This is a genomic window from Leptospira terpstrae serovar Hualin str. LT 11-33 = ATCC 700639, assembly GCF_000332495.1.
GTDB lineage: Bacteria > Spirochaetota > Leptospiria > Leptospirales > Leptospiraceae > Leptospira_A > Leptospira_A terpstrae.
The window spans coordinates 45,713-68,280 of record NZ_AOGW02000010.1 but is presented as its reverse complement, the minus strand read 5'-3'; the positions used below and the strand labels follow the sequence as shown (position 1 = coordinate 68,280).

Annotated in this window: 24 protein-coding genes; 10 read left to right on the top strand and 14 right to left on the bottom strand. The window is 38.6% G+C overall.

Annotated elements, in window-relative coordinates; all coding sequences use genetic code 11:
- Nucleotides 1–35 precede the first annotated feature (35 nt).
- A complete protein-coding gene (locus LEP1GSC203_RS08735) occupies nucleotides 36–818 on the top strand; it encodes a hypothetical protein (RefSeq protein WP_002974379.1) in 783 nt (260 codons plus the stop codon).
- Here the strand turns inward: LEP1GSC203_RS08735 and LEP1GSC203_RS08730 are convergent.
- Genes LEP1GSC203_RS08730 through LEP1GSC203_RS08720 form a run of 3 tightly spaced genes read right to left on the bottom strand, consistent with a single transcriptional unit; the run spans nucleotide 773 to nucleotide 4,707 of the window.
- On the bottom strand, nucleotides 773–1,921 hold the full coding sequence (locus LEP1GSC203_RS08730; RefSeq protein WP_039937641.1) for a CapA family protein: 1,149 nt from the start codon (nucleotides 1,919–1,921) through the stop codon (nucleotides 773–775). The genes LEP1GSC203_RS08735 and LEP1GSC203_RS08730 overlap by 46 nt on opposite strands.
- Nucleotides 1,922–2,710 (bottom strand): hypothetical protein, encoded by a 789-nt coding sequence (locus tag LEP1GSC203_RS08725; protein WP_002974309.1) that lies wholly within the window; start codon nucleotides 2,708–2,710, stop codon nucleotides 1,922–1,924.
- On the bottom strand, nucleotides 2,707–4,707 hold the full coding sequence (locus LEP1GSC203_RS08720; RefSeq protein ID WP_002974153.1) for a tetratricopeptide repeat protein: 2,001 nt from the start codon (nucleotides 4,705–4,707) through the stop codon (nucleotides 2,707–2,709). Before LEP1GSC203_RS08720 ends, LEP1GSC203_RS08725 begins: the two co-directional genes overlap by 4 nt.
- 38 nt (nucleotides 4,708–4,745) lie before the next feature.
- On the opposite strand from LEP1GSC203_RS08720, the gene LEP1GSC203_RS08715 reads away from it, so the two are divergent.
- From LEP1GSC203_RS08715 to LEP1GSC203_RS08690, 6 genes are all read left to right on the top strand, one after another.
- Nucleotides 4,746–6,002: a hypothetical protein gene (locus LEP1GSC203_RS08715; protein WP_002974285.1), complete on the top strand. Its 1,257-nt coding sequence runs from the start codon at nucleotides 4,746–4,748 to the stop codon at nucleotides 6,000–6,002.
- Nucleotides 5,980–7,110, top strand: a complete 1,131-nt coding sequence (locus LEP1GSC203_RS08710) for a cysteine desulfurase family protein (RefSeq protein WP_002974487.1) — start codon at nucleotides 5,980–5,982, stop codon at nucleotides 7,108–7,110. The genes LEP1GSC203_RS08715 and LEP1GSC203_RS08710 overlap by 23 nt, the downstream gene beginning before the upstream one ends.
- A gap of 11 nt (nucleotides 7,111–7,121) precedes the next feature.
- A complete protein-coding gene (locus LEP1GSC203_RS08705; RefSeq protein WP_002973613.1) occupies nucleotides 7,122–8,459 on the top strand; it encodes a CHAT domain-containing protein in 1,338 nt (445 codons plus the stop codon).
- Nucleotides 8,460–8,614: 155 nt separating this feature from the next.
- Nucleotides 8,615–9,484 (top strand): hypothetical protein, encoded by an 870-nt coding sequence (locus LEP1GSC203_RS08700; protein ID WP_039937858.1) that lies wholly within the window; start codon nucleotides 8,615–8,617, stop codon nucleotides 9,482–9,484.
- Nucleotides 9,481–10,050 (top strand): RNA polymerase sigma factor, encoded by a 570-nt coding sequence (locus tag LEP1GSC203_RS08695; protein ID WP_002974383.1) that lies wholly within the window; start codon nucleotides 9,481–9,483, stop codon nucleotides 10,048–10,050. Before LEP1GSC203_RS08700 ends, LEP1GSC203_RS08695 begins: the two co-directional genes overlap by 4 nt.
- Before the next feature lie 18 nt (nucleotides 10,051–10,068).
- Nucleotides 10,069–10,602 carry a hypothetical protein gene (locus LEP1GSC203_RS08690; protein ID WP_002973726.1) on the top strand — a complete coding sequence of 178 codons (534 nt, stop codon included), beginning with the start codon at nucleotides 10,069–10,071 and terminating at the stop codon, nucleotides 10,600–10,602.
- 136 nt (nucleotides 10,603–10,738) lie between these two features.
- On the opposite strand, the gene ychF is transcribed toward LEP1GSC203_RS08690, so the two are convergent.
- The 6 genes from ychF to LEP1GSC203_RS08660 are packed head-to-tail and all read right to left on the bottom strand — an operon-like array spanning nucleotide 10,739 to nucleotide 15,782.
- Nucleotides 10,739–11,836, bottom strand: coding sequence for a redox-regulated ATPase YchF (ychF, locus tag LEP1GSC203_RS08685; RefSeq protein WP_002974488.1), 1,098 nt, complete (start codon nucleotides 11,834–11,836; stop codon nucleotides 10,739–10,741).
- A gap of 48 nt (nucleotides 11,837–11,884) precedes the next feature.
- Complete coding sequence (locus LEP1GSC203_RS08680; RefSeq protein WP_002974013.1) at nucleotides 11,885–12,376, bottom strand: hypothetical protein; 492 nt, start codon at nucleotides 12,374–12,376, stop codon at nucleotides 11,885–11,887.
- A complete protein-coding gene (locus LEP1GSC203_RS08675) occupies nucleotides 12,373–13,077 on the bottom strand; it encodes an RluA family pseudouridine synthase (protein ID WP_002973865.1) in 705 nt (234 codons plus the stop codon). Before LEP1GSC203_RS08675 ends, LEP1GSC203_RS08680 begins: the two co-directional genes overlap by 4 nt.
- Nucleotides 13,061–13,933, bottom strand: coding sequence for a DUF2797 domain-containing protein (locus LEP1GSC203_RS08670; RefSeq protein ID WP_039937637.1), 873 nt, complete (start codon nucleotides 13,931–13,933; stop codon nucleotides 13,061–13,063). The genes LEP1GSC203_RS08675 and LEP1GSC203_RS08670 overlap by 17 nt, the downstream gene beginning before the upstream one ends.
- Nucleotides 13,934–13,936: 3 nt before the next feature.
- On the bottom strand, nucleotides 13,937–14,530 hold the full coding sequence (locus tag LEP1GSC203_RS08665; protein ID WP_002973981.1) for an LIC_11883 family protein: 594 nt from the start codon (nucleotides 14,528–14,530) through the stop codon (nucleotides 13,937–13,939).
- Between the two features lie 7 nt (nucleotides 14,531–14,537).
- Entirely contained in the window at nucleotides 14,538–15,782 is a 1,245-nt protein-coding gene (locus tag LEP1GSC203_RS08660) for an exo-beta-N-acetylmuramidase NamZ family protein (RefSeq protein ID WP_002974283.1), read from the bottom strand.
- Between the two features lie 51 nt (nucleotides 15,783–15,833).
- On the opposite strand from LEP1GSC203_RS08660, the gene LEP1GSC203_RS08655 reads away from it, so the two are divergent.
- Nucleotides 15,834–17,060 carry a lipoprotein LipL46 gene (locus tag LEP1GSC203_RS08655; RefSeq protein ID WP_002973948.1) on the top strand — a complete coding sequence of 409 codons (1,227 nt, stop codon included), beginning with the start codon at nucleotides 15,834–15,836 and terminating at the stop codon, nucleotides 17,058–17,060.
- An 8-nt stretch (nucleotides 17,061–17,068) separates the two neighbouring features.
- Here the strand turns inward: LEP1GSC203_RS08655 and LEP1GSC203_RS08650 are convergent, their stop codons facing one another.
- Genes LEP1GSC203_RS08650 through LEP1GSC203_RS08640 form a run of 3 tightly spaced genes read right to left on the bottom strand, consistent with a single transcriptional unit; the run spans nucleotide 17,069 to nucleotide 19,299 of the window.
- Nucleotides 17,069–17,449 carry a response regulator gene (locus tag LEP1GSC203_RS08650; RefSeq protein WP_002974512.1) on the bottom strand — a complete coding sequence of 127 codons (381 nt, stop codon included), beginning with the start codon at nucleotides 17,447–17,449 and terminating at the stop codon, nucleotides 17,069–17,071.
- Nucleotides 17,446–18,714 carry a sensor histidine kinase gene (locus LEP1GSC203_RS08645; RefSeq protein WP_002974424.1) on the bottom strand — a complete coding sequence of 423 codons (1,269 nt, stop codon included), beginning with the start codon at nucleotides 18,712–18,714 and terminating at the stop codon, nucleotides 17,446–17,448. The genes LEP1GSC203_RS08650 and LEP1GSC203_RS08645 overlap by 4 nt, the downstream gene beginning before the upstream one ends.
- 45 nt (nucleotides 18,715–18,759) lie before the next feature.
- Nucleotides 18,760–19,299: a rhodanese-like domain-containing protein gene (locus LEP1GSC203_RS08640; RefSeq protein ID WP_002973628.1), complete on the bottom strand. Its 540-nt coding sequence runs from the start codon at nucleotides 19,297–19,299 to the stop codon at nucleotides 18,760–18,762.
- Between the two features lie 104 nt (nucleotides 19,300–19,403).
- On the opposite strand from LEP1GSC203_RS08640, the gene LEP1GSC203_RS08635 reads away from it, so the two are divergent.
- Nucleotides 19,404–19,916 (top strand): peptidylprolyl isomerase, encoded by a 513-nt coding sequence (locus LEP1GSC203_RS08635; RefSeq protein ID WP_002974494.1) that lies wholly within the window; start codon nucleotides 19,404–19,406, stop codon nucleotides 19,914–19,916.
- Nucleotides 19,917–19,956: 40 nt separating this feature from the next.
- Nucleotides 19,957–20,121 carry a hypothetical protein gene (locus LEP1GSC203_RS19855; RefSeq protein ID WP_002973837.1) on the top strand — a complete coding sequence of 55 codons (165 nt, stop codon included), beginning with the start codon at nucleotides 19,957–19,959 and terminating at the stop codon, nucleotides 20,119–20,121.
- 10 nt (nucleotides 20,122–20,131) lie between these two features.
- Here LEP1GSC203_RS19855 and LEP1GSC203_RS08630 read toward each other — a convergent pair whose 3' ends face one another.
- Together LEP1GSC203_RS08630 and LEP1GSC203_RS08625 are read right to left on the bottom strand one after the other, a co-directional pair.
- Nucleotides 20,132–21,985 (bottom strand): monovalent cation:proton antiporter-2 (CPA2) family protein, encoded by a 1,854-nt coding sequence (locus LEP1GSC203_RS08630; protein WP_002973748.1) that lies wholly within the window; start codon nucleotides 21,983–21,985, stop codon nucleotides 20,132–20,134.
- Nucleotides 21,978–22,520: an NAD(P)H-dependent oxidoreductase gene (locus LEP1GSC203_RS08625; protein WP_039937634.1), complete on the bottom strand. Its 543-nt coding sequence runs from the start codon at nucleotides 22,518–22,520 to the stop codon at nucleotides 21,978–21,980. Before LEP1GSC203_RS08625 ends, LEP1GSC203_RS08630 begins: the two co-directional genes overlap by 8 nt.
- Between the last annotated feature and the right edge of the window lie 48 nt (nucleotides 22,521–22,568).

Genomic DNA, 22,568 nt, shown 5'->3' with positions numbered 1-22,568 from the left:
TTCCACTAGGGTTTTGCCAATGGGGGCCGGGGTCAATGGAATTTCTTCTTGGAGTTCCCAAACCCTTCCATTTCCATGTAATTTCTAACATTTTTATGGGTGAAAAATCAAATTTTCCAGAAGTCTGGGGCTTAGGCCTTGGCTTATTTTTAGCACTCTATGCTGGTTTTTTAAACCATATCACACCGAAAGAACCGGCCCTCGACAACCACTCCGGATTTGAATCCACACTCCTAGGCCTTGAAATGGCAGAAACGCCAAAACAAGTCCAAGATCTCATCGGAATCCCAGATACCATCGACTTTTTCAATTTATCTTCCGAATACCGAAAGGTTCACTATTTTGACTTTGGATTTATCTTCTGTTACTTAGCCTTTCTCACGTATACAGGCCATTATGCGGGAAGAAAAGTTCGGCCCATCTTTTTGAAAATCTTTATGGGGATGGTTTTACTTCTAGTGATCGCTGGATTTGCCGACCTTATCGAAAATATTTTAATTCTCAATGTCTTGGATGCAAAAACGCCAGAAGAGATGACCCCTTCTCTCGAATATCTAAAACCTACATCACAACTCAAATGGTTTTGTTTGTTTGGTTATGCAGCAATCGTTTCCGTATACTTTTGGTTATACGAAAAAAGCTGGATTTTAAGAACGGCTTCTGTTTTATTTTTTACAGGTTTTTTTCTGCAACTGTTTTCTATTTTCAAAACCAATTTACTAGAACTCAGTTTTCCTTTTTTTGCAATAGGACTTGTTTGCAGTTGGTTCCATTACGGTTTTAGTTTGGCTTTTAGTTCCTTATCTAAAAAGACGTAACCCCTTCCCCCTGAAATCACAAGTTCTGTTCCCAATTGTTTACAAAGAATAGAATATTCTTTTAAAAAATTCTCTGCCTCTTTTGGCCCCAAAGGAAAAAAATAATGATCTCCTGGAAGAGCTTGGTGTTTTCCAAATACAGGAATCACTTCCACAAACAAAAGCTTATCACCTTCAAAATGTATAACCACAGAAATGTTGTGTTTTAAGTATTGATTTTTGGATCCGAAAAAAAAGTTTCCCAAAGAATAAATGACAACTCCCTTAGGGAACACTTCAATTCCTTGAGGAACATGTGGATGGTGGCCAATGATCACTTTGTATCCTGCACCTATCAAGTATTTAGCGGCATTTCGTTCCGTATCCATCGGAAACGGATTGTATTCCACACCCCAATGAACGGATAAAATATTTACCTGGCCTGGCTTTGTTTTTTTAATGATCCGTTCTGCAGTCCCTACTCGAAAGTATGCGGCTCCGGGAGCCTTTGGTCCTGAAAAAAGCCTGGTTTCTCCCGTATCAGAAAAAGAAAAGATGCGGTAGTCTGTGTTTTGTTTGGTGACTGTGATGGGAACTAAAGCCTCGTCTGTATCCTTTCCTGCACCTGTATGACGGATACCAAACTCATCCAAAAGCTCCAATGTATCAAAAAGACCGTTCTCTCCAAAGTCCATAGTATGATTGTTTCCAAGAAACACCCCATCGATACCGAGAAGTCTAAGAACCGTAAGGTCCCTTCTTTCTCCGAAAAACACATAGGACTTTCTTTGGTCTACGGATGGGGCTTTATGTAAGATGGGTGTTTCTAAATTTAAGAAACGATAATCAAAAGTTTTTAGAAAACTAGAAAAACTGCGAAAAGGAAAGTAGGGATCCTCCGACCGCATGGAATCCCTAACTCCCCAGTTGAACATCACATCCCCACCAAACCAGAGTTTTGTGGACTTTGGATATTGGATGTTTTCCCCTGTTTCTGTCCGAAAATGGTAAAGATCATTTATCGGTAACTCTAATTGTGGTTCCGCAGATTCTGGCAAGTCCACTGAAAATACAAATAGCGGAAAAAACAGAATCAATAAAAAATACAAACGAAACATATACATTTAAAATCGAAATACGGTCAAGGGCACTTCCATAATTTGTGATTTTTTAAGTTTAATTAAAATGAGAACGTTTTCCTTTTCCGTATCTAAACTAATCACCTTAGTGGTAATTTCTTTAGGTGGATGGATTTGATCTGGTTTTGTTTTGACCAATGCAATTGCCTTTAATCCACGTTTGGTGCTTGCAAGTTCCAATCGGTCCAGGTTGCCCTGTTTAAAAAAATATTCATATTCCCCATCAGGTTTAGTAAGTGCGATCCGAGAATCCTTGGTATTGAACTTTGCCTTTGGGTTTTGGATTTCAGTAACGTAAGCTCCTGTTAAGTATTCATAAATCACAGGAAATGGTATGGCAAATTTTTTGCCCGTATTTGGATCTTGTATGAGGATGTCCCCCATCGGAAAGGTTTGTATCTCTTTTGTACTTGTAGGTTTGATTTGTATTTGGTTTGGATCAGCAATGAGCTCGGTAAATATCATTCCAAAAAAACTGTCCATTAGTTGGATTTTCACCTGTTTGGTTTCTTTCGAAAAATAAAGTTTTCCATCTAGATAAACATTATCTTTTTTAGGAACAAAGGTTTGGATCTGCATTGAAAAATCGGACTTAAAACTAGGAAAATCTGTTTGTTTTTCTAAAATTTCCTTTAAAAGGGTCTTTGATTCCCCCTCTTTTGCAGATTGGTATTTTTCTTTGTCTCGGCCAATAAAATTGGGATCTTCCACTTCTGCCGACTGACAAGAATAAACGTAAAATAAAACACTAATGAAGAATAAGGTCCTTTTCATTCAGAAATTTCCTTTTGCACTTTTTTAATTTTTGCCACTAAGTCTTTGTTAGACTCTAATTTTAACTTGGATTCGGATAGTTTAAAAAACTGCAAAGCATTTACTGGATCCTTTTTAGCCAAATACACATCACCCAAATGTTCATAGATCACTGGATCTTCGAATCCTCTCTCCAAAGCTAGGGAGGCGGCAAAGTTTAAGTGGAGTAAGGCACGATTAAAATCTTTTTTTCTATACAACACCCAACCCAAACTATCCTGGAAAGCAGGATTGTCCGGTTCTAAAGATACTGCTTGGTTAAGAAGTTTATTTGCTTCCTCCGGATTCATATCTTTTTCTGCATAAAGATATCCCAAGTAATTCATTGCATTGGAAGCATTGGGATTGAGAGAAATTGTAGTTTTTAAATCTGATTCTGTATCACTAAACTGTTTTAGTTTATCAAAAGCTGTAGCTCGATAAAAATAATAATTAAAATTTTTAGGATCTAGTTTGATGGCTTCACTAAAATCACTCACACTTTCTTTGTATTTTGACAATTGAAAATACGCTAAACCTCGGAGATAATAGTGAGTAGGATTTGGATTTTCTTTTATCGTTTCAGATAAAACAGAAACGGAAAGTGATTCTTTCTTTAGGTTGCCTTGGAGGTAAAGGTAAGCCAAACGAAAACGCAATCGCAAAGATTTTTCTGTCTCTTTGGTGAGCCGTAGTGCTTCTCTTGTGGATAAGATCGAATGGTTCCAAAGACCGAGCATTTCTTGGCAAGAGGATATCTTTTCATAATACAAAGACTTTTCCTCAAAAGCATTTTCTTTTGCCGTGATTTGAGAAAGCCCTCTGCGTAGGATTTTTTCTGCAGTTAGGTATTGTCTATACTCATAAGCATACTGCGCTGTATCTGCACTTAGGATTTCATAATCAGGAAGTTTTTCCTTTTCTGCAAGTTCCAAAAGAGCGACGCGCGGAGAAAGCCTACCTGGATTTTCTTGAATATATGTTCTTAATTTTGCTTCGAGTCCGGTTTTGGATCCAGAAACAAGTTTATCGAGTAAAAATACAATCCCCTCTTTCGGAATTTTTTTTTCTTTTTTCAGCGTTGCGAAATATGTAGGTGCAAGATCTCTTGCATCCATAAAATAAATTTCAGCAAGCATATGAGAGGCGTCTAGGTCTCTTGGATTTTTTTCTCGAATCTGTTCAAGATATTGGCGGCAGTGTTTAAAGTCACCTAACACGAAATAAATCTGAGCCAACCGAAACAAAACTTCCATATCGTTTTTATAAGCGGTAGTATATTCATTGTATCGTTTGATAGATATCTTTGGGTAATCTAGTTTGTAATTAAGTTCGCCGAGTGCTTTGGCTGTTAAAAATTTATATTTGGAATGATTGTCTCTTCTTTCGATCACAAAGGATAAAGCCGTATAATACAAAATCGATTGGTTCCATAACTTCCTTTCAAAATTAATATTTCCAAGAAGGTATAAAAAATCTGGATCATTCGGAAACTTATGTAGAGAGGATTCTAATACATCCGAAGCTTTCGCAAGTTCTCCTTGTCGGATTCGAATTCTTGTTTGCAAAAGGACTAAATCTTTAGAGACTTCCGGTGATTTACCGATGGCACTTTCCGACCATTCCCAAGCCTTCTCCAAACTCCCAAGCTCTAGATAATTTAAACTTTGGGTCTCGGAACTGAGAGCACTTGGATCTTTTCCCACTTCCTTCAGACAAAGATGGTAAGAATCTAAAAAGGAAACGGAGCGTTCGAAGGAAAGTTTGGAATCCTCGGGTTTTCGACGTTGGCTCGCCTGAAATCCATCCACCTGTTCCCGAAGGGCACGAGAAAGGAAATACTCTGCGGGAACTCCAGGTTCTAACAGAGAACATTCTTTGGTTCTTGTCCCTGGCTCGGCTGCAAACAGAGAAAGTGAAAGAAAACAAAAGAAAACAAAGAGGAAAGGATGGTTTGGAGTTTTAATTGCTTGAAACATCAGTAGATTCCGGCAAAGATCGGGAACAGGGACAATCCTTGAACCAAATCTTCCGAGAAAATTTAAAATACATCCTGGCTGTTCTCATCGTGTGGGCAATCACTTTCCCATGGATTCTGAGAAACAAGGACACCCTCCTTGCCAAATTCACCCTCGCCTATAATTCGTTTTTTGGTTACCCCAATCCCCGGATTGCGCACCAACTCATCGCCAAAGGTGATGCAGTGCTGGAAGGAAGAAAAGACGGAGGAACAGACGTCCTCCAAACCATAAGCCAATTCTTTAGTTCTGAAGAAAATACCAAAGGAACAATCCTTCCCTTGGATTTGGCTCTTATGGAAAAGGCATGTTTGTATTTCCGAAGTAAAGAACATGTCGAAGATCATTTTTTAGAACTTACATGGCGAGAAAAAGCGAAGGAATGGGGTTCGCCGCTCTTCCTTAGAATGGCTCCGCAAGGAGAACTCACGCTTGGCCCCAATCCAAAAGACTATTGGAATTCCCATATAGAAGCAGTTCTCACGGCCCTAGACTACTACAAACGCGCGTTACGTTTTTCCGGCCCCGAACTCATTGCTCCTAAAAAAATTGAATCGGTTGCTTGGGCCAGTTGTCGCCCCAGTGAAATTCTTTTAGGTTATAAAACCCATATGTTGGAAACGGAAAGTTTTGTCTTAAAAAAACTTACCGAACTAGAAAAGGTTCCCAGTGGACTCAGTGCCGTACAAAAACGAAGTGTAGTTTTATCTTCCATCAAACGCAGTGATTTTTCAGAAGTTTCTGCAAACGATTATTTAGAATCGTTACTCCGGCAAATCCTACTCACAGGGATGAAAAACTTTTCTCCACGAGAGATGGATGATATTTATGAAAGGATTCTTTATTTTGTTGGGTCAGATGAAAGAGAGTATCTTAAATTCAAATTCCGTCGAGGTGAACTTTTTTTCCAATTGGGTTCAGAAGAAGAAATATACTACAAACGTGCTGCCACTGAATTTAAGGAAGCTGCGAACATCCAACTTGCAGCTGAAATTGAAGATATCAATGTTCCTGCTCTTCTAGTTCATGAATTTGAATCCAAAATGAAAGAAGCAGAGTCATACCACAAACTCAAAGAAAATGCAAAAAGCCTTGCGATTTTGGATGCATTAAAACCAAAACTGCGTAATGTCGACGAACGAAGTGTAGGTGGCAAAAAAGATGACATCCTAAAACCTTATCATAATTTAACTAGATCCGTCCTTCGCAAACTGGGTCGCTACGAAGAAGCCGATGAAATCCCATTTAACGAATGATATAAAGTATTTTGATTACAATGCCACACACCCTCCTTTTCCCGAAATTCTGGAAACTTGTTTGGCAGATTATCTGGAAGGATTTTATAATCCTTCCGGAATCACTCGTTTTTCCTTAAAAAATCAAGGAAAAATAGAACTAACAAGAAAGTATTTTGCCTCTATAACCAAAGGTCAGGAAAAACAATTTGTTTTCTCAGCAACAGGAACTGAAGCAAATTACCTTCTCATCCAAAGTTTACGAGTGCTTTATCCAAAGTTAGATTCTGTTATTGTCTCACCTTTCGAACATTCCAGTATGTATGCAGCACTAGAATCTTATGGATTTACTCCCAATCTAATTGGGACAAACAAAACAGGAATCATCAACCTTAAGGATCTAGAAAACAAACTAGAGGAAAACCCAAGGCCTGTGGTCTGTCTTTATGCAGGAAACGAAACAGGTGTGATCCAACCTGCAGAAGAAATTCACAAACTAACCAAAGAATACGGACAAGTTTTTTATAGCGATTTGATGCAAGGATTTTGTAAAGTCCAGGTTCCCTACTCTCTATTTGATGGATTTACATTTTCTGGACATAAAATTGGAGCTGGAATGGGTGCATCCGTTACTTATCTTCCCAAGGTCAACCCCCACTTCCAAGTGTTTGGTGGTGGTAACCAAGAAAATGAACATAGGGCCGGAACAGAAAATACATTTGCAATTGAATGTTTAAAAAGAGTAACGGAAATCCAATTGGACCAATTGGAAGAAAAAAACAAACGACTCCGTAAGTTCCAATCTCAAATAGAAGAAAAATTGGAGGCAATGGGTTGTCATATCATTGCCAAATCTTCGCCTAGACTTCCTAACACAAGCTTTGTTATTCTTCCCATCCAATCAGTTGATTTTTTCCTATTAGGGATGGAAGAAAAAGGAATTTTAGTTTCCACGGGAAGTTCTTGTAAGTCCCGAGCGAGAGAAGCATCCAAATCACTTCTGTATATGGGTTATTCAGAAGAAGAAGCCTTACGTTGCATACGTATCTCTACAGGTTACTTCACAAAAGAAGAAGAAGTGTATGCTTTACTAACCACGATAGAAGATTTACTTCAAAAATTCCAATAAAGTCAAAGCTGATGAAACTTAGAATTATTGCAAAATATTCCAGAGAAGAACTCACTGATGGCGAATGCATTTGGGAGGAAAAACAAGACCAGTTTGGAACAGTGGAACGAACGACGAAGTTCTCCGGCAAGTTACTCAGTGAATTCCAAAAGGATTGGGCACTTTTTGTAGAGAGAGTTCTCTCACAAAATCCGAACAAAGAGGAATTCCTTGAAAAACTGGGCAAAAAATCAGATAGTTTAGAACAAATTGTATTCGGAAAAACTTTGCCCTTTTGGAGAAAGTCTGGATTCCAAGAATCCATCCAACTTCTCATTGATCCAGAATTTTCACCCATCCCATGGGAAATTTTAAGGACTCACAAAGGATTTTTATTCCAAGACAAAGAATACAGAAGAGGAATCCGAATCGATACAATCCAAAAGGAAAATACACCCAAAGAAAATTCGATCCTACTGATTTGTAATCCCGTAAAACCAAACCTAGTTGCTACAGTAAAAGAAGAATGTAGCATTCTTTATCCGATTTTTGAAAAAAAACTGAACCTTCGCATTCTCAAAGACAATCACTTAACACGAGTAAGACTAATTGAGGAAATGAGCTCCGCAAAGTATCTACACTATGCGGGACATACAGAAAAAAAAGGAATCCCACTCGGAGCTAATGATTATTTATTTTCTAATGAAATTGCAGGACACTCTTTCCCTAACTTAGATCTCGTTTTTTTCAATAGCTGTCATTCTTCCTTTGATTCCATTGAACATTCTGGACTCACAACCAGTTTTTTAAAAGCAGGTGCTAAAGAAGTCATTGGATTTTTATTTCCAGTAGAAACAGTTATGGCAAAAAAAATTGGAATCAAATTTTGGGAGTTCTATTTAAAAACAAAAGATTCGCACAATACGCTAGCCAAAATTAGAAAAACCCTATACAAAGGAACTTCCATAGAAATCATCACTGCGATCAGTTTAGTTCATTTTTCGACTCAAAAACCTAAACCAAAATTCAAACAAATTTTAGGCATAACCTTTGTTTTATTGTTTTTATTTTTTTTCATTGTTTTTTCCGGCGAAAAAAAAGAACCTAACAGGGGAGAGATTTCCACTTTTTCTGAATCTAAAATAGTTACAGAGAAAAAAGGAAAATCCATTTCAGCAAAGGACCCTATTCTGGATCGTATTTCCCGAATTCAAAATTCAGAATTTCGCAAAATGGCAGACAGTTTTCTAAAAACCAAACACGAGCTACTGGATGATTCCCAAAAAAGAGAATTATTAAACTCTATCCTTTCCAAAGACAGTTCTGAAGAAAAAATGTTTTACGAATTTAAAACTAGGAGTGGATTTTGAAAAAATACAAATCCATTTTACTCCTCCTCAGTTTTAGTTCCTTACCTCTCACAGCGCAATGGTTTCCCAAATCAAAATCCTTTGATGATCTATGGATGTCTTATTATTCAAAACAAAATTTATTTAGTCAAGCCTACGGAATTCAAACTCGTGATATGATCCGGACTGAAACGGAGTCGGAAGAAGAAGATTTTTTATATTATTGGAAAGCCTGTGGCCATCCAGAGATCAAGGATTTGTCACAAATTTTGCGTTTTATTTCTTTTTATGATGCTATTCTGACTGTGAGACAATGTTCTGAATCATCAAAAGATGGTTTAATGCAAATCGAAAAACAAACTAAGAAAAAAATCTTCGATTTGATTGTATTACCAAAATTTGAAATTTTAGAATCAGAAATTATAAGTGAAGAACTGATTCCACTTGTTGCCGAACTAAGAATGGAATGGGAAAAAACTATTTATGTATTTTCCAATTTATATAAATCTCATGAAGTTTTATTTTTAGGAAAAGAAAGAGAATATACTCTCGCTATCAACCGAGTATTATATTCCGAAATGCCAGAAACCAGACGAAAAACTTTAGTTTTAAGACTTTTGCAGGATATGAAACAACAAAACAAAAATACTTACCAACTGTTTTATTATTCAAAACAAAATCCATGGTCTGCATCTACATTAAACGAAGAAAATTCTGAATCAAAAAAATTCTATCTCACTTTAATCAATGAATGGATTTTAGATCCTGATTTTGATCCAGACAAACTGAATGATTTAAAAGCATTTCAAAGTTGTTTGGAAGAAATACCAAATACAAATCAAAGGATTCGTATATTAGGATTTTTTGGTTTTTTCAGTGACTATGGTCGGTTCACTACGAAAGACCAATTGTCATTTTCGCAAACAAACCAATCTCGCATAAGATACATCAGACAAACTCTTTTTCGTTCTCATCATTTTCAAAAAAGATTAGAAAATGTACTGACATCTTGTAAAAATTCCGTCCAATCGATAAAAGAACTATGAGTGATGAGATTCGCAAGTTAATCGACAATTGCCTTCTGGGACAGAGTGCTGCCTGGCAAGAGTTGATTCGAAAATTCCATCGGCTCATCATTGGAACTTGTGCTCACTATGTTCCGAGAGAAGAAGTCACCGATACTTCCCAACAGGTATACCTTAAACTTACAGAAAACGATTACCACCTGCTCAGAAAATTCAAGGGAGACAGCCTTCCTGCATTTATTGTTTATTTAAGTGAAATTTCTAAAAATATAAGTATGTCTCAGACAAGATCTATTCGTCGGTATGAGTATAGAGAGGGAATTTCTTTGGATTTGAGCATCGATATTTTAGATGATAGACAAAACCAAGAGGATGTCTTTTTTGCTTGGGAAGAAAAACGAGAGTTTTACGACCTCATCGAAGGTTTAGATGAAACACATAAAGAGATCCTCATCCTAAGGTTAAAAGGGTACAAATTCAAAGAAATTGCCGAAATTCTCAATGTTCCCCTAGGAACAGTACTGGCTCGGGCCAACCGAGCGAAAGAAAAGATAAAAAAAATCCTTACAAAGGAAATAAAGCCTTAGCGGGGGGAAATAAATACTATGGAACCAAAAGATCCGAATGAATTTATGAACCGACTCAAATTAAAAGAAGCTCTATACCTCATGTCCCAAGGGGAAGATGCGGACTCACCAACGGTCGACCGGATCTTACAAACCGTCCTCCCCAGTAGCACCCCTACGATCCAAATCTACTTGCAGTTTGTAAAAGACCAACTAAAGCTTCTGACGAGCGATATTGCCAATGTTAGCCTCGTTTCGGCGGAACTTGCCTTCCGGGGGGCTGGAAATTCAGGAGGTGCCTTTCGTGTCCACAGACAGATCGGAGGCAGAGATTTAGATTTTGTTTTCCAACCCAATGCAGAAAAAAATCAAGTTTTCCTTTCTGTTGAAGCTTCTAACTCGGATCTCCTCTCGGCCAAACTCTTTTTGGACGGAGCCCCGGTGGAAACCCTTCCGAAACTTGGCTCCCAGTCCATGTTCGATTCCCCCATCACTCTAGATTCAAGTCCGGAGCTGGCCATTTTTGAATCCGGAAAAGAAATCGGCCGGTATCATTTTATGTTACAATCGTAATTTTTTTCTAATAGGATGCAATAAACAGAGAGTGTGAAGCCATTAATAATCTAAGAAACGTTCCTACTTTTAGGAACATACTTTCTTTTCCAAACTAGTTCACACTTCAAAACCCCGGCGAAAGTCGGGATTTTTTTTATGCGTTTACACGGAAGTAAATGACATCCCCGTCTTGGACAATGTATTCCTTCCCTTCTACTCGGAGTTTTCCTTCGTCTTTGACTTTGGTGGCATCCCCGGTACGGTCGATGTCTTCATATCGCATGACTTCGGCTCGGATGTATCCTTTTTCAAAATCGGAATGAATGACACTTGCTGCTACAGGCCCCGTGCTTCCTTGGTGGGTGGTCCAAGCCCTTACTTCTTCCACACCCGCTGTAAAAAAGGTCAAAAGCCCGAGGAGTTTGTAAGAAGCACGAATCATTCTGGAAAGTCCTGATTCTTTTTCCCCAATTTCTTCCAAAAAGGCAATTTGGTCTTCTTTTTCTAAGCCAGATATTTCTTCTTCAAACCGACCACATAACACAACGACAGGTGCTCCTTCTTTGGAAGCAAAATCAATAATAGTTTTTACAAGAGGGTTTTCTGCCGTTTTTATATCAGTATCTAAGATATTTGCAACATATAACACTGGTTTTATGGTAATTAGATTAAATTTTTTGGCAATTTTTTGTTCTTCATCCCCAAGTTCAACTGTAGAAGCTCGATTCCCTTTTTTTAATGCATCGAGGATTTTATCCATCACAGCCAAAATTTCCGTCGCTTCTTTGTTTCCAGTTTTTGCAGTTTTTGCCACACGTTGTTGTTGTTTTTCTAAACTATCTAAATCAGCAAGGATGAGTTCATAATTGATGACGGTGATGTCCTCGATAGGATCTACCTTACCGTGAACATGTGTGATGTTTTCATCTTGGAAGGCACGTACCACATGGCAAATGGCATCCACTTCCCGGATATGAGATAAAAACTGGTTTCCAAGTCCTTCCCCTTGGCTTGCCCCTTTTACAAGGCCTGCAATGTCTACAAACTCTATCATTGTGGGAACCGTTCGTTTTGGTTTGTAAACTTCCGCTAAACGGTTGAGCCTTTCATCCGGAACTTCCACAACACCAGTGTTGGGTTCTATTGTACAAAACGGATAGTTGGCAGCTTGCGCTCCTGCCTTAGTGAGTGCATTAAAAATAGTCGACTTACCGACGTTCGGGAGACCTACAATTCCACAATTCAAAGCCATACGGATAGGTTTTTATCCAGAGACCGTAAGACAAGGAAAATTGCTTTCTTAGTTTTGAAATCCGGTCTCGAGATATACGGAAGTTAAATAGAAAATGGATGTGAGAATCACAACCAAATATCCCACAGAGTAAATTTTACCGATTCGTTTCCAAGGATAACGATCATACAAATGTAGGTTTGTATTGATAAACTCCGCGGTAGGATCTGGTGGCAAAACATCTTCACGTCCTGCCTTTCGCCAAATGAGTTGTTTTTGCTCTGGGCCTAATTGGAAAAACTCTGCTGACTTTCCCTCTGTAAAAACAGCCAAAAGGAGAGTGGGGATTTCAAAGTATTTGAATGTAATGATTCCAGAAAAACTGGTGAGGATGGCAAGATAGTTGATTACCACAATGAGGGGACTTGCCGTATAACTCGAACTAAACAACAAATACAAATAAATAATCAAAAATGATATTGAAACATATTTCGCGATACGAGAAAGAATTTTGTATAATTTCTGTTCTCTCAAAAAACTATGGAAAACTTCGTTTTTCATTCTGGTTTGTTTTCGACGGTAAGTGTTTTCCCTACTCGGTTAGAAAATTCCAAAGGGATTTCCGTCTCCACCCACTGTTTTTTCCCCTGGAAGTCGGTAAAGCATAATCGAAAAGAATGTAAATACATTCGTGTTTCTTTGGTCTCAAGTTGGGAAGATGAATAAACTGAATCTCCAAGAACTGGATGCCCTAGTTCACGAAGCATAACACGAATTTGGTGTCTTCTTCCCGTTAGAATTTTTGCCATTCCGAAAGAACAATTTTCTTTTGGATGGTGGGAAACAATTGTAAACTCTGTAATGGCTTTTTTCCCCCCACTACGCACAATTTGTACTTCTTTGTTTCCATCCCGAATAAAACATTCAAATCGTTTTTCTTTCCAATCGGGAATGCCTGTGCATAAAAAAATATATTCTTTATCTGCATCCTTAAGTAGGGTATCGATTTCTGAATTTTTATCTGAAGTTTTTCCCAGTAACACAATGCCACTGGTTCCCAAATCCAATCGATTGGCTGTTCGCAAATCAGGAAAATTTAAATAACTTGCTAGAAGTCGAGTAAAGTCTTTTCGGTTGGGGTCTTTCGTTTCATGGACAGGAAGTCCTTCTGGTTTTTCGGCTAGTAAAAACTCTTCACATTCATAAAGAATTCTTGTGGTAAAACCACCTTTGAGACGGATCTCTCTACGTGGTGACTTCAATCCAAAGACCACTGAGACTACGAATATTGATCACCCCCGAAAGAAACAAAAGATACTGCCCTTTGATTCCCACAAGGGTATCAATAATAGGAGTCTCTTTTGTCAGTTTGAGTGATTTGATTTTTCCAGGATAAGAATCGATGGGATATTGAATTTCTGTGACTTCATTTAGATCCAATCGTTTCCAAGTAAGTTTAGATTTACTATCAGGTGGGGAAAAAAAATCATTTTTATCCAAATGATTTAAGAACTTACCCGCTTCTCGCACCAAATCCATGTCAGGTGGATCTCCCGCCACCATTTTTTGCCAAGAAGTTTTGTCAGGTAAAAACTGACTCAAATAATGTTCGATAATTCCTGCATCTCTTCTCGACTCCACTTCCAAAATAGGAATACCGAACTTAGCCCCTTGGTCAACCCAACGATTCGAAACTGGATTTTCTTTGGTAATGCCGACTTTTAATCCACTGGAATTTGCAAAATAAACTGTGTGTTTTTTAAAACAATTTAGTTGTCCCCAGCCTGGTTCCCGGCACGTTCCTTTGTGGTGATGGCAAGTTTCAGGACGGAGGATACAAAGATCGTTTTCTGCGAGTTTGGTAAAACAGGTAAAACAATGTCCTTGGTTAAATGACTTCTTAGTTTTTTTCCCGCAGTGCAAACAACGAATTTCTTCATTGGTGCTAAGAGTTATTTTTTTTCCAATCCAAGATTCCACGGGACTTTCCGATGTGGATTCTATTGCTGTCAGATCTTTTTTATCTGTCTCACTATAGGTCGCTGTTTCCCAAAAATAGGACACAGGTTTTAAACCTTTATGCGACATTTTTCTGACAAATCCTTTGATGGTAGGCATAATTTAAAAGGAATACTCTTTTACTTCTTCAGGAAAATATTCTTTGTTAGTGTTTACAAACACCAAACTAATGAGACTTGGGATTTCCGTTGACATATCCCATCTGAATATAACGAGAGTTTGACGATATAAATAATGGGAAATTTGACCTTTGGGTCCATAAAAAAGTTTTAATTGATCTTCCCCTTCTCCAAGAAAAACCACCTTTCCATTTAAGTTGGGAGACTTTTGTTTGATCAGCTTGATCACCACTTTGCCACCGGGATTCACATCTTCTGGATCAGAACCTTCGGTAGCTTCTCCGTCGTTGACACCAGAACTAGGAGCGACTTCCATTGTTGTACCTTCATAATCCAAATAGTTGCAAGGAAAGTCTCCCGGCATACTTGGAAAATTTTCAGAACATGGAGTGTATACTGATTCCTTTTCTTCTCCCTCTCCATAAGAAACGAGAAGTGTTGAACGAATGGTAGCAAAGGCAACTGATTTCAAAACTTTTGCCGTTTTATTTTTCGGTATGGTTTTAAATTCCTTTTCCGAAGCTAACACAGTAATAGTAAAAATAAATATTAAAAAAGTAAATAGAATCCGTTTCATCATACCCTCAATACAACAGATAAGGAGCGATTTTTTTCTCTTCGTTTTCTTCTTCCGATAAATAAGTATTATGGAATTCGGAAAAACTTTTTCCTTCATTGATGGAAGTTCGGAAATGGTCGTTCCCCCAAAGTTGGTCTACCCAGTGGTTTGTGGCACCTTTACTCCATTTGAAATCATTAGGATAAGTTTCTTTCATCAGTCTGATGAGATCATAAGCCAGTTGGATAGGATCATAATCAGGGCGTACCAAATTCATCCTTAGGCCTGAACAAATTTTTCCTTTATGAGGACCAAAGGTCGGTTTGAAATACACGGGAGAAAAATAATAGGATTTGTTTCCGAGACTCGCCAGTTTATTTGCAAGGTCCTCCGGGTTTGTCATCCATGGCGCTCCAAAATAAACGAAAGGAGCTTGGGTGCCTCGCCCCACCGACACATTCACTCCTTCTAATAATACAAGGGAGAGGTAGTTTCTGGCAGAGTCCACCATAGGTAAGTTTGGTGAAGGTGTAGTCCAAGGAATCCCTGTATCTTCAAAATACATTCCTCGTTTGTAACCTTCCACAGGAACGATGAGGACATCCACACTGTCTTTTAAAAATTCTTTATTATAAAACCGAGTAGCTTCCCCTATTGTCATCCCAGTGATGAGTAACGATGGAAATTCTCCTGCAAAATTCAAATTACGAGGATTCATTTTTTCACCCATAGGTGGCAAATGCATCGCTACATGGATATGATCTAATACAATGAGTTTGGTTTTTGTATTTTTCATCGCATCCATAAGGCGTTTCAGTACACTTAAATATGTATAACAACGCATCCCCACATCTTGCACATCAAAAACCACATAATCCACTTCTTGGATGAGGTCCCTTAATTCAGAATCTTTGATTCGGTAGATATGATACAATGGCCTATGGAAAGTAGAGTCCATAGTAACAGGAGTTTGGCTAAACTCTTCTTCCAAACCAAGAAATCCATGTTCGAGTCCAATTAAATGTTCTAATGTGATTTTATGTTTTTCTAAGGAAATGATGATTTTTTTTGGATTGGTTCCAATTCCGGAAGGATTGGTCGCAAGCATCAATTTTTTTCCCGCCATGGTGGGTAGGACTTTTTCATAAAAAATGTCCGAAGAAACCCGCATCTTAGAATCAAGTGGGTGGACACGAAATTGCGGAACTGTGTTCCCATGGCAAGCAAGGACTAGAAAGCAGAGAGAAAACCTAAAAAAGTAATTGGTCATGTAAGTATATGTTTCTATAATATAGCAAATCTTCAAGGAGAAATGTCCTTCATGTTCAACCGACTTCGTTTGGCTCCCTTAACCGGAGTTCTCATCCTTACCATTTTGGCATGTGCCGGATCCAATTCAGCCCAGAAACAACCTACGCTGCCAGACAATGTGGTGACAGCTATGGGAGAGGCACCTATCTACCAAGGAGACTTGGCACTTGCAAGGAATAAGGCTTTGAAGGACGCAAAACTCAACGCCATCCGCAAACTCGTAGGAGAACAGATTACTGAAAAATCAGGAGTTTCAGACGGCCAATCGCTCGGCTCCAAACTCTACGGCAAAACAGATAGTTTTGTAAAAAAATACGATATCATCAGCGAAGAACAATGGAAATTGGACACCCAAGACATGATCCGTTTGAATGTGCGCTGCGAAGTGGAAGCAACTAAACTCTCCACGGCAGTAGATGCCCTTCTCGATGATGTAGGAAACCCTCGGATTGCCGTCCTTGTTCAAACTGTAGTGAATGGAAAGTCCTTTCCCATTGGTTCGGCAACCAACATCGCAGAAGCAGAACTTATCGAAAAACTTAGGACCAAAGGAAACAAGGTTGTGGATAGTTCCCAACTCACTGCCTTACTCAAAAAAAATCCTAGCCTTGCGAAACTTGACCTAACTTCCGTAGAAGAAGGAAGTCCCCTTCTTACACTTGCACAAGATTCTGGGGCTGAAGTTTTGATTGTTGCAAAAGTAACCACTACAGACCAAAAACCGGTGGTTTTACCTGGTGGGAAAAAAACTGATTTCTTAAGTTCCGCAGCCACTGGGCCTTACCGCATCATCCAACTTTGGGGAGATGGCAAAATTTTTGGATCAGGAAGTTTGGAAGGACGAGGGGCTGACATCACTCAAGAAGTTTCAAGAGAACAAGCAGTTAAAGATTGGTCAAACCTTGTATCAAACAAAGTGGGAAAACAAATCAAAGACGAATGGTTCAAACTCACAGAACAAAATACAGTCATCTTAAAATTCAAAGGACTAGGCCTTGAGGATGCTATTAACTTCAAAAATGATTTGATGGAATATACTTCTGTAAAACAAATCAATGATCGTAAAACAGAAATGAATGGATCGGAATGGGAACTTACCTATCCAGGAAAAGAATCTATGTTTGCTGAAGAATTGATGTATAAAAAAGATTCAAGTTTTCGTTTTTTAAGTAGCAAAACCCTTAGCATCAATAGCTCTAAACGGGGAGTTGTGGAAGCAGAATTTAAAAACAAATAAACAAAGGATCATTCTCCATTTCCTGCAGAGAGAAACAAAAGTATCTCTGTAGGATCAAATGGTTTAGAAAAATAACGAGCTACCTTCTTTTCTCCAATCGCCTTTTCTATGTCAGGTGTTATGTCATAACCAGTTAGGATACAATAAGTAATATTGGGGCGAATTTCCTGGGCTTTTGTGATAAATTCCAATCCATTCATCTTTGGCATCCGCATATCACTAATAACAAATTGTATGTCCTCATTCTCTTCTAATTCTTCAATGGCTTCTTGTCCTGATTGAGCAACGATTACTTTGTATTCATTTTGAAAGTATTCACGAAACAAATATAAATTTAGAATTTCGTCATCCACATAAAGTAACTTTTGTTTGTGGTCTGATTGATTCATACTTGTAACGGAAGTTTGATACGAACGACAGTACCCTTACCCCACTCTGATTCCATTTCAATGGAACCTTTATGATCTTGAATGATCTTATAAGCAATAGGCAAACCAAGGCCAACCCCTTTCCCTGGATCTTTGGTTGTAAAAAAGGGATTTCGAATTTTGTTTTGGTCTTCTTCCTTGATTCCCACTCCTGTATCCGAGATCTGTATGATGGAATACTCGGAATCTCGGTAAGACTTGACTCCCAAGGTGCCGGACCTTCCTTCCATCGCTTGGATGGCATTCGTGAGTATATTTAAAAATACTTGGTGGATTTTTCCGGAATTTCCTTTTACCACCAAAGGATGTGAATGAAGGTTGGATTCTACCGAAATTCGATCCCTAAGGGAATGAGTAAGCATCACAAGACAGTTTTCTAAAATATCATGTAAGTCAAAACGTTCCTCAACAGAATCCCCGCTGCGAGTGAACTGATTGAGTCCTTTTACAATTTTCGAAGTCCGTTCTACCCCTTCTTTGATAGCTTCTAAATACATTTTGGTTTTTTCCGATTCAAGCGAAGAACCTTCCAAAATTCCACGGACACCAAAGTAACCACCTAATATAAAATTCAAAGGATTGTTGATTTCGTGCGCAATACCTGCGGATAGTAAACCAAGGCTTGCCATTTTTTCTGATTCGATGAGTTGGTTTTGCCTTTCCTTTAGCTCATCTAACGTTTGTTTCAGTTCACTAGTTCTCTCTTCTACAAGCGATTCCAGCGCATGATTGTTTTGTTCCAAACGTGTTTCATATTCAGACCTTTCCAATTCCGCTGCAATCCTACCTGAAAAAATTTGGAATAAGGTGAGGATTTGGTCTCTGTTACGAATTTCTGATTCAAAAAGACCCACAATCAAACCAATTACTTCTTTTTTAGAATTGAGTAAGGGAGAACCAATATAACCTTCGATCTTCATCTCAATGAGAAGTTGGTCGTAGGGAAAGAATTTTTGTACTTCCGCAGGATAATAACAAACGGAATTATCAAACACCTCTGCACATGGTGTATCTTTTAAGGAATAAGCCATGTTCTCTGCTATCACACCATTAGCCACAAGAGAGATAGTCTTTGATTCAAATTTTTCCTTATCAAAGATGGCAATGAAGGTATAATCCGCTTGGATGGTAGATGCTAATTTTAGTGTGAGCCTATCCAAAAATTCGGTTCCAAAAGTATTGGAAACCGCTTCGATGATATCAGATAGAACCTCACCCTGGATCATAATTTATTTCTAGAAGAATTGGTTCCTATCTCAGGTCAATCCAAATCATGGTGCCTTTGAATCCGTCACCAATGGTAAAACGGTTTTTTTGACATCCAAAAGTGGCCCCAGTTCGTAGATGGATTCATACCCATAGGCTTTTAAAGAATTGTAGGTAGAGAGATTGAGAGAAGCTGCGGGACTTTTTGCAGCAAAGGCTTCCTGGTTTCCTTCAAAGTTATTATTACAGTAAATTAGAATTTTGGATTTTTTTTCAGGAATGATCTCTGCCAAAGATTCTTTCGTAAATTCTGTAAACGGAAGGTTCTTTGCTCCCTGAATATGCAAAAGATGGAATCTGTTTTCACTTCTTGCATCGAGTAAAACAACACCATCTTCGTTCATCAACTTCAAAAACTGATCCTCTGTTAGCCGGTGGGTTTCCCTTTCCCCTTCGGAACGATTCACAATTCGTTTAAACTCTCCGTAGTCAATGAGTTTGTTTTCAATCGGAACAGGTTTCGATTGAACTTTTTTCTTTTTGGAAGATTCCGAAACCAGGGGGATAGTTACCAGTACAAGTAAAACGAATACGAACTGTTTCATGACAGAATCTCCTTCCAAAACAGACTTAGAGTGTATCGGTATGGATTGGGAACTCAAACCTTTTTTCGACTTGCCAGGGGAATTGGGAGAATTGTGATACTGGAATGAGCGCACTTAGAGCAATTATTAAAACAAACAAAGGCGAAATTCGCATCGATTTGTTTCCGGACAAAACACCAAACACTGTAGCCAATTTTGTAAACCTAGCACAAAGGAATTTTTACAACGGACTTAAATTCCACCGAGTCATTGCTGACTTTATGGTACAAGGTGGTTGTCCCCTAGGAACAGGAACTGGTGGACCCGGTTATAAATTCCGAGATGAGTTTGATTCTAGTTTAAAACACAACAAACCAGGGATTCTTTCTATGGCAAATGCAGGACCTGGAACCAATGGAAGTCAATTTTTTATCACCCATGTTCCGACTCCATGGCTCGATGGAAAACATGCTGTTTTTGGTGCTGTGGTCGACGATTCAGACCAAGAAGTGGTAAATGCCATCCGCCAAGGGGACGTCTTGGAATCGATCGTGATCGAAGGGGATACAACCTCGGTTTTCGCAGTGGCAAAACCATTTTTGGATGAGTGGAACCAAATCCTCGATTCTAAAAAATAAAGATTGATTCTGTCCTTTTGTTTTTGTTAGTCTAAAAACTATGAAGACAAAAGGAAAAGAAAAACAAGTCTCCCAAATCAAACTGGCTTCTAGAATGATTTTTTCTATGAAACCAACCAAAGTTAAACCCTCTAAAAAACTCTATTCTCGAAAGAAAAAAGAAGACCATTCGGGAATAGAGTTTCTACTTTCACTACTCGCTTAATTCCAAAATTTCATCTTTCCATCTCACTCCAGGGATCTCTTTCCAATTCCTCTTCCTTTCCTAAATCAACTAACATCAATCTTTCGAGTTCCGCATTTCTCTGTTTGGCAAGACTCATGTACTGAACTCGGTCCCTTCTTAAATCAAAAAGTTCATGAAAGGTATCATCATCGTGTTTTAGAAATAAGTTCTTTGCCTTTTCTGCCGTATGAGCTCTGGATCCTAAAAGTCTCAATACATCTTTTCCCATAAGGACAGCGGTTTCTCTCGTTTCTCGATAGATGTACTGAACTCCCATTTCCTTTAAGTCATAGGCCCCTTCTCTATCCCCTGCTCTTGCCACAATTTTGATATTGGGATAGTGTTGGCTTACGTTTCTGATGAGTTCCGCTTGTTTCTCAGGATTGTCCAAAGCTGCGACAAGGACTTTTGCATGTTCAAGGCCCGCAGCTTCCAATAATTCGAGTCTTGTTGCGTCTCCAAAATATACCTTAAACCCAAACCGACCAAGCATCTCTACCCGGTCCGCATCAAAATCTAAAATGGTAATTCCAATGGCATTGGAACGAAGGAATCGACCGAGCATGTTTCCAAAACGACCAAACCCACAAATGATGACAGGGTTTTCTTGTTTATGGATGTTTTGTTCCGTTTGTTTTTTAGGAATCTTGGATTCCAAAAATCCAAATATCGTTTTTTCATATAACAGAAGTAATACAGGAGTGAGAGCCATACTGACGGCAACACAGGCCACCAAAATGATAATGGTCTCTTCTTGGAATAACCCCAGACCTTCCGAATATCCGAACAACACAAAAGAAAACTCTCCCACTTGAGAAAGTGCTAAGGAAAAATAAAGATTTTGGTCTAGAGGAAGTCGAAATACAAGCCCAAGTAAAAAAAGAACCAGGGCTTTGATAAAAATAATTCCAAATACAATTCCTAAAATTTTAGAAGGACTTTGCATCACGACAGGAAGATCCATCGAGGCACCCACACTTAAAAAAAACAATCCTAACAATAAACCTTTAAAAGGTTCTATATTACTTTCTAACTCATGACGAAACTCACTACTTGCAAGTACCACTCCTCCAAGAAAAGTACCAAGGGCTGCAGACACTCCTACAGCACCCATAAGTACGGAGATGGCAATCACCAGTAACAAACTGGCACCAGTAAAAATTTCCCGATTCCCCGATTTTGCAAGCAACCGAAAGAAAGGACTGAGTAAATACTTACCGACAAGAATGATTCCCACGACAACGGAAAGTACCACCAAAGTTTTTGCATAACCAGGCAAATGTTCTATGAGAGAATGTCCATGGGAGGAAGTTGTCACATCTGTTTCGCTTAACATAGGAAAGATGGCTAGAATCGGAATCACAGCCATATCTTGGAATAAAAGAACAGAGAAAGAGGCTTGGCCGGAAACTGATTTCATAAGGCCTTTTTCTTTCAAAGTTTGTAAAACAATGGCTGTGGAAGATAAGGAAAGGATAAGACCAAGTGCAAGAGCCGGTTTCCATGAAAAACCGAAACCAAATGCAAAGGCTGCAGTAATCACAGTGGTAAGAATGATTTGTAATCCGCCAAGGCCAAGTAACCAAAATTTAAGCCGCCATAGAAGATCCAACTCCAACTCTAATCCTATGGCAAATAACATCATCACCACACCAAATTCGGCAAAGTGTAACATATCTTTGCCTTCTGTACCCACAAACCCAAAAACAAAAGGACCGATGACAATTCCTGCTATTAAATATCCAAGTACCGATCCAAGACCAAGACGGTTTGCTATGGGAACAATTATGATGGCACTTGAAAGATAAATCAGAGCTTGAATAAAAAAACTAAGTTCATTCATAAATACCACCTAACAATTGATTGATAAATTTAGAATAACGATTGGATTCTTTTTGTAAGTCCAGTTCATTCAATTGAAAAGTACCTTGGACCAAAAATGGTTTTAGAAAATCCATACCGCAGAGTTCTGCTGTTCTACGAAAAGGAAGAAGAAAATCCTCAGTCTCATATCCATGAAATCCATCTTTCGAATAAGCATCTTTTGACCCACCGGTGGTAATGACTTGGATCCATTTTTTACCTTTCAATTGGTTTCCCCCTGGACCATAAGCCCAACCATCTTCCAACACCAAGTCTATCCATAATTTCATGAGTGGAGGGCAACTGTACCAATACAAAGGATGTTGGAATAAAATGATTTGGTGGTCTGCAATTAGGTTTTGTTCTGTCTTTACATTGATAGAAAAGTTGGGGTATTCTTCGTATAAATCGTGTAAGGTGATATTTTCCGAATTCGGGATGGAATCCAAAAGCATTTGATTGGCTTTCGACTTCTCAAGTGCGGGATGGACAAGCAGAATCAAAATTTTGGGCATACGGGACAAATTCACAAAATCCTTAGATTGGAAAACCTTAAAAAAAAT

Excerpts from the sequence above, each read along its gene's own strand:
- LEP1GSC203_RS08720 (WP_002974153.1), bottom strand. The coding sequence starts at position 4,707 with ATGTTTCAAGCAATTAAAACTCCAAACCATCCTTTCCTCTTTGTTTTC.
- LEP1GSC203_RS19855 (WP_002973837.1), top strand. The coding sequence starts at position 19,957 with ATGAAGACAAAAGGAAAAGAAAAACAAGTCTCCCAAATCAAACTGGCT.
- LEP1GSC203_RS08655 (WP_002973948.1), top strand. The coding sequence starts at position 15,834 with ATGTTCAACCGACTTCGTTTGGCTCCCTTAACCGGAGTTCTCATCCTT.
- LEP1GSC203_RS08710 (WP_002974487.1), top strand. The coding sequence starts at position 5,980 with ATGAAATCCCATTTAACGAATGATATAAAGTATTTTGATTACAATGCC.
- LEP1GSC203_RS08735 (WP_002974379.1), top strand. The coding sequence starts at position 36 with ATGGAATTTCTTCTTGGAGTTCCCAAACCCTTCCATTTCCATGTAATT.
- LEP1GSC203_RS08680 (WP_002974013.1), bottom strand. The coding sequence starts at position 12,376 with ATGAAAAACGAAGTTTTCCATAGTTTTTTGAGAGAACAGAAATTATAC.
- LEP1GSC203_RS08660 (WP_002974283.1), bottom strand. The coding sequence starts at position 15,782 with ATGACCAATTACTTTTTTAGGTTTTCTCTCTGCTTTCTAGTCCTTGCT.
- LEP1GSC203_RS08645 (WP_002974424.1), bottom strand. The coding sequence starts at position 18,714 with ATGATCCAGGGTGAGGTTCTATCTGATATCATCGAAGCGGTTTCCAAT.
- LEP1GSC203_RS08705 (WP_002973613.1), top strand. The coding sequence starts at position 7,122 with ATGAAACTTAGAATTATTGCAAAATATTCCAGAGAAGAACTCACTGAT.
- LEP1GSC203_RS08690 (WP_002973726.1), top strand. The coding sequence starts at position 10,069 with ATGGAACCAAAAGATCCGAATGAATTTATGAACCGACTCAAATTAAAA.
- LEP1GSC203_RS08640 (WP_002973628.1), bottom strand. The coding sequence starts at position 19,299 with ATGAAACAGTTCGTATTCGTTTTACTTGTACTGGTAACTATCCCCCTG.
- LEP1GSC203_RS08670 (WP_039937637.1), bottom strand. The coding sequence starts at position 13,933 with ATGCCTACCATCAAAGGATTTGTCAGAAAAATGTCGCATAAAGGTTTA.
- LEP1GSC203_RS08725 (WP_002974309.1), bottom strand. The coding sequence starts at position 2,710 with ATGAAAAGGACCTTATTCTTCATTAGTGTTTTATTTTACGTTTATTCT.
- LEP1GSC203_RS08625 (WP_039937634.1), bottom strand. The coding sequence starts at position 22,520 with ATGCCCAAAATTTTGATTCTGCTTGTCCATCCCGCACTTGAGAAGTCG.
- LEP1GSC203_RS08665 (WP_002973981.1), bottom strand. The coding sequence starts at position 14,530 with ATGAAACGGATTCTATTTACTTTTTTAATATTTATTTTTACTATTACT.
- LEP1GSC203_RS08695 (WP_002974383.1), top strand. The coding sequence starts at position 9,481 with ATGAGTGATGAGATTCGCAAGTTAATCGACAATTGCCTTCTGGGACAG.
- LEP1GSC203_RS08700 (WP_039937858.1), top strand. The coding sequence starts at position 8,615 with ATGATCCGGACTGAAACGGAGTCGGAAGAAGAAGATTTTTTATATTAT.
- LEP1GSC203_RS08635 (WP_002974494.1), top strand. The coding sequence starts at position 19,404 with ATGAGCGCACTTAGAGCAATTATTAAAACAAACAAAGGCGAAATTCGC.
- LEP1GSC203_RS08650 (WP_002974512.1), bottom strand. The coding sequence starts at position 17,449 with ATGAATCAATCAGACCACAAACAAAAGTTACTTTATGTGGATGACGAA.
- LEP1GSC203_RS08630 (WP_002973748.1), bottom strand. The coding sequence starts at position 21,985 with ATGAATGAACTTAGTTTTTTTATTCAAGCTCTGATTTATCTTTCAAGT.
- LEP1GSC203_RS08730 (WP_039937641.1), bottom strand. The coding sequence starts at position 1,921 with ATGTATATGTTTCGTTTGTATTTTTTATTGATTCTGTTTTTTCCGCTA.
- ychF (WP_002974488.1), bottom strand. The coding sequence starts at position 11,836 with ATGGCTTTGAATTGTGGAATTGTAGGTCTCCCGAACGTCGGTAAGTCG.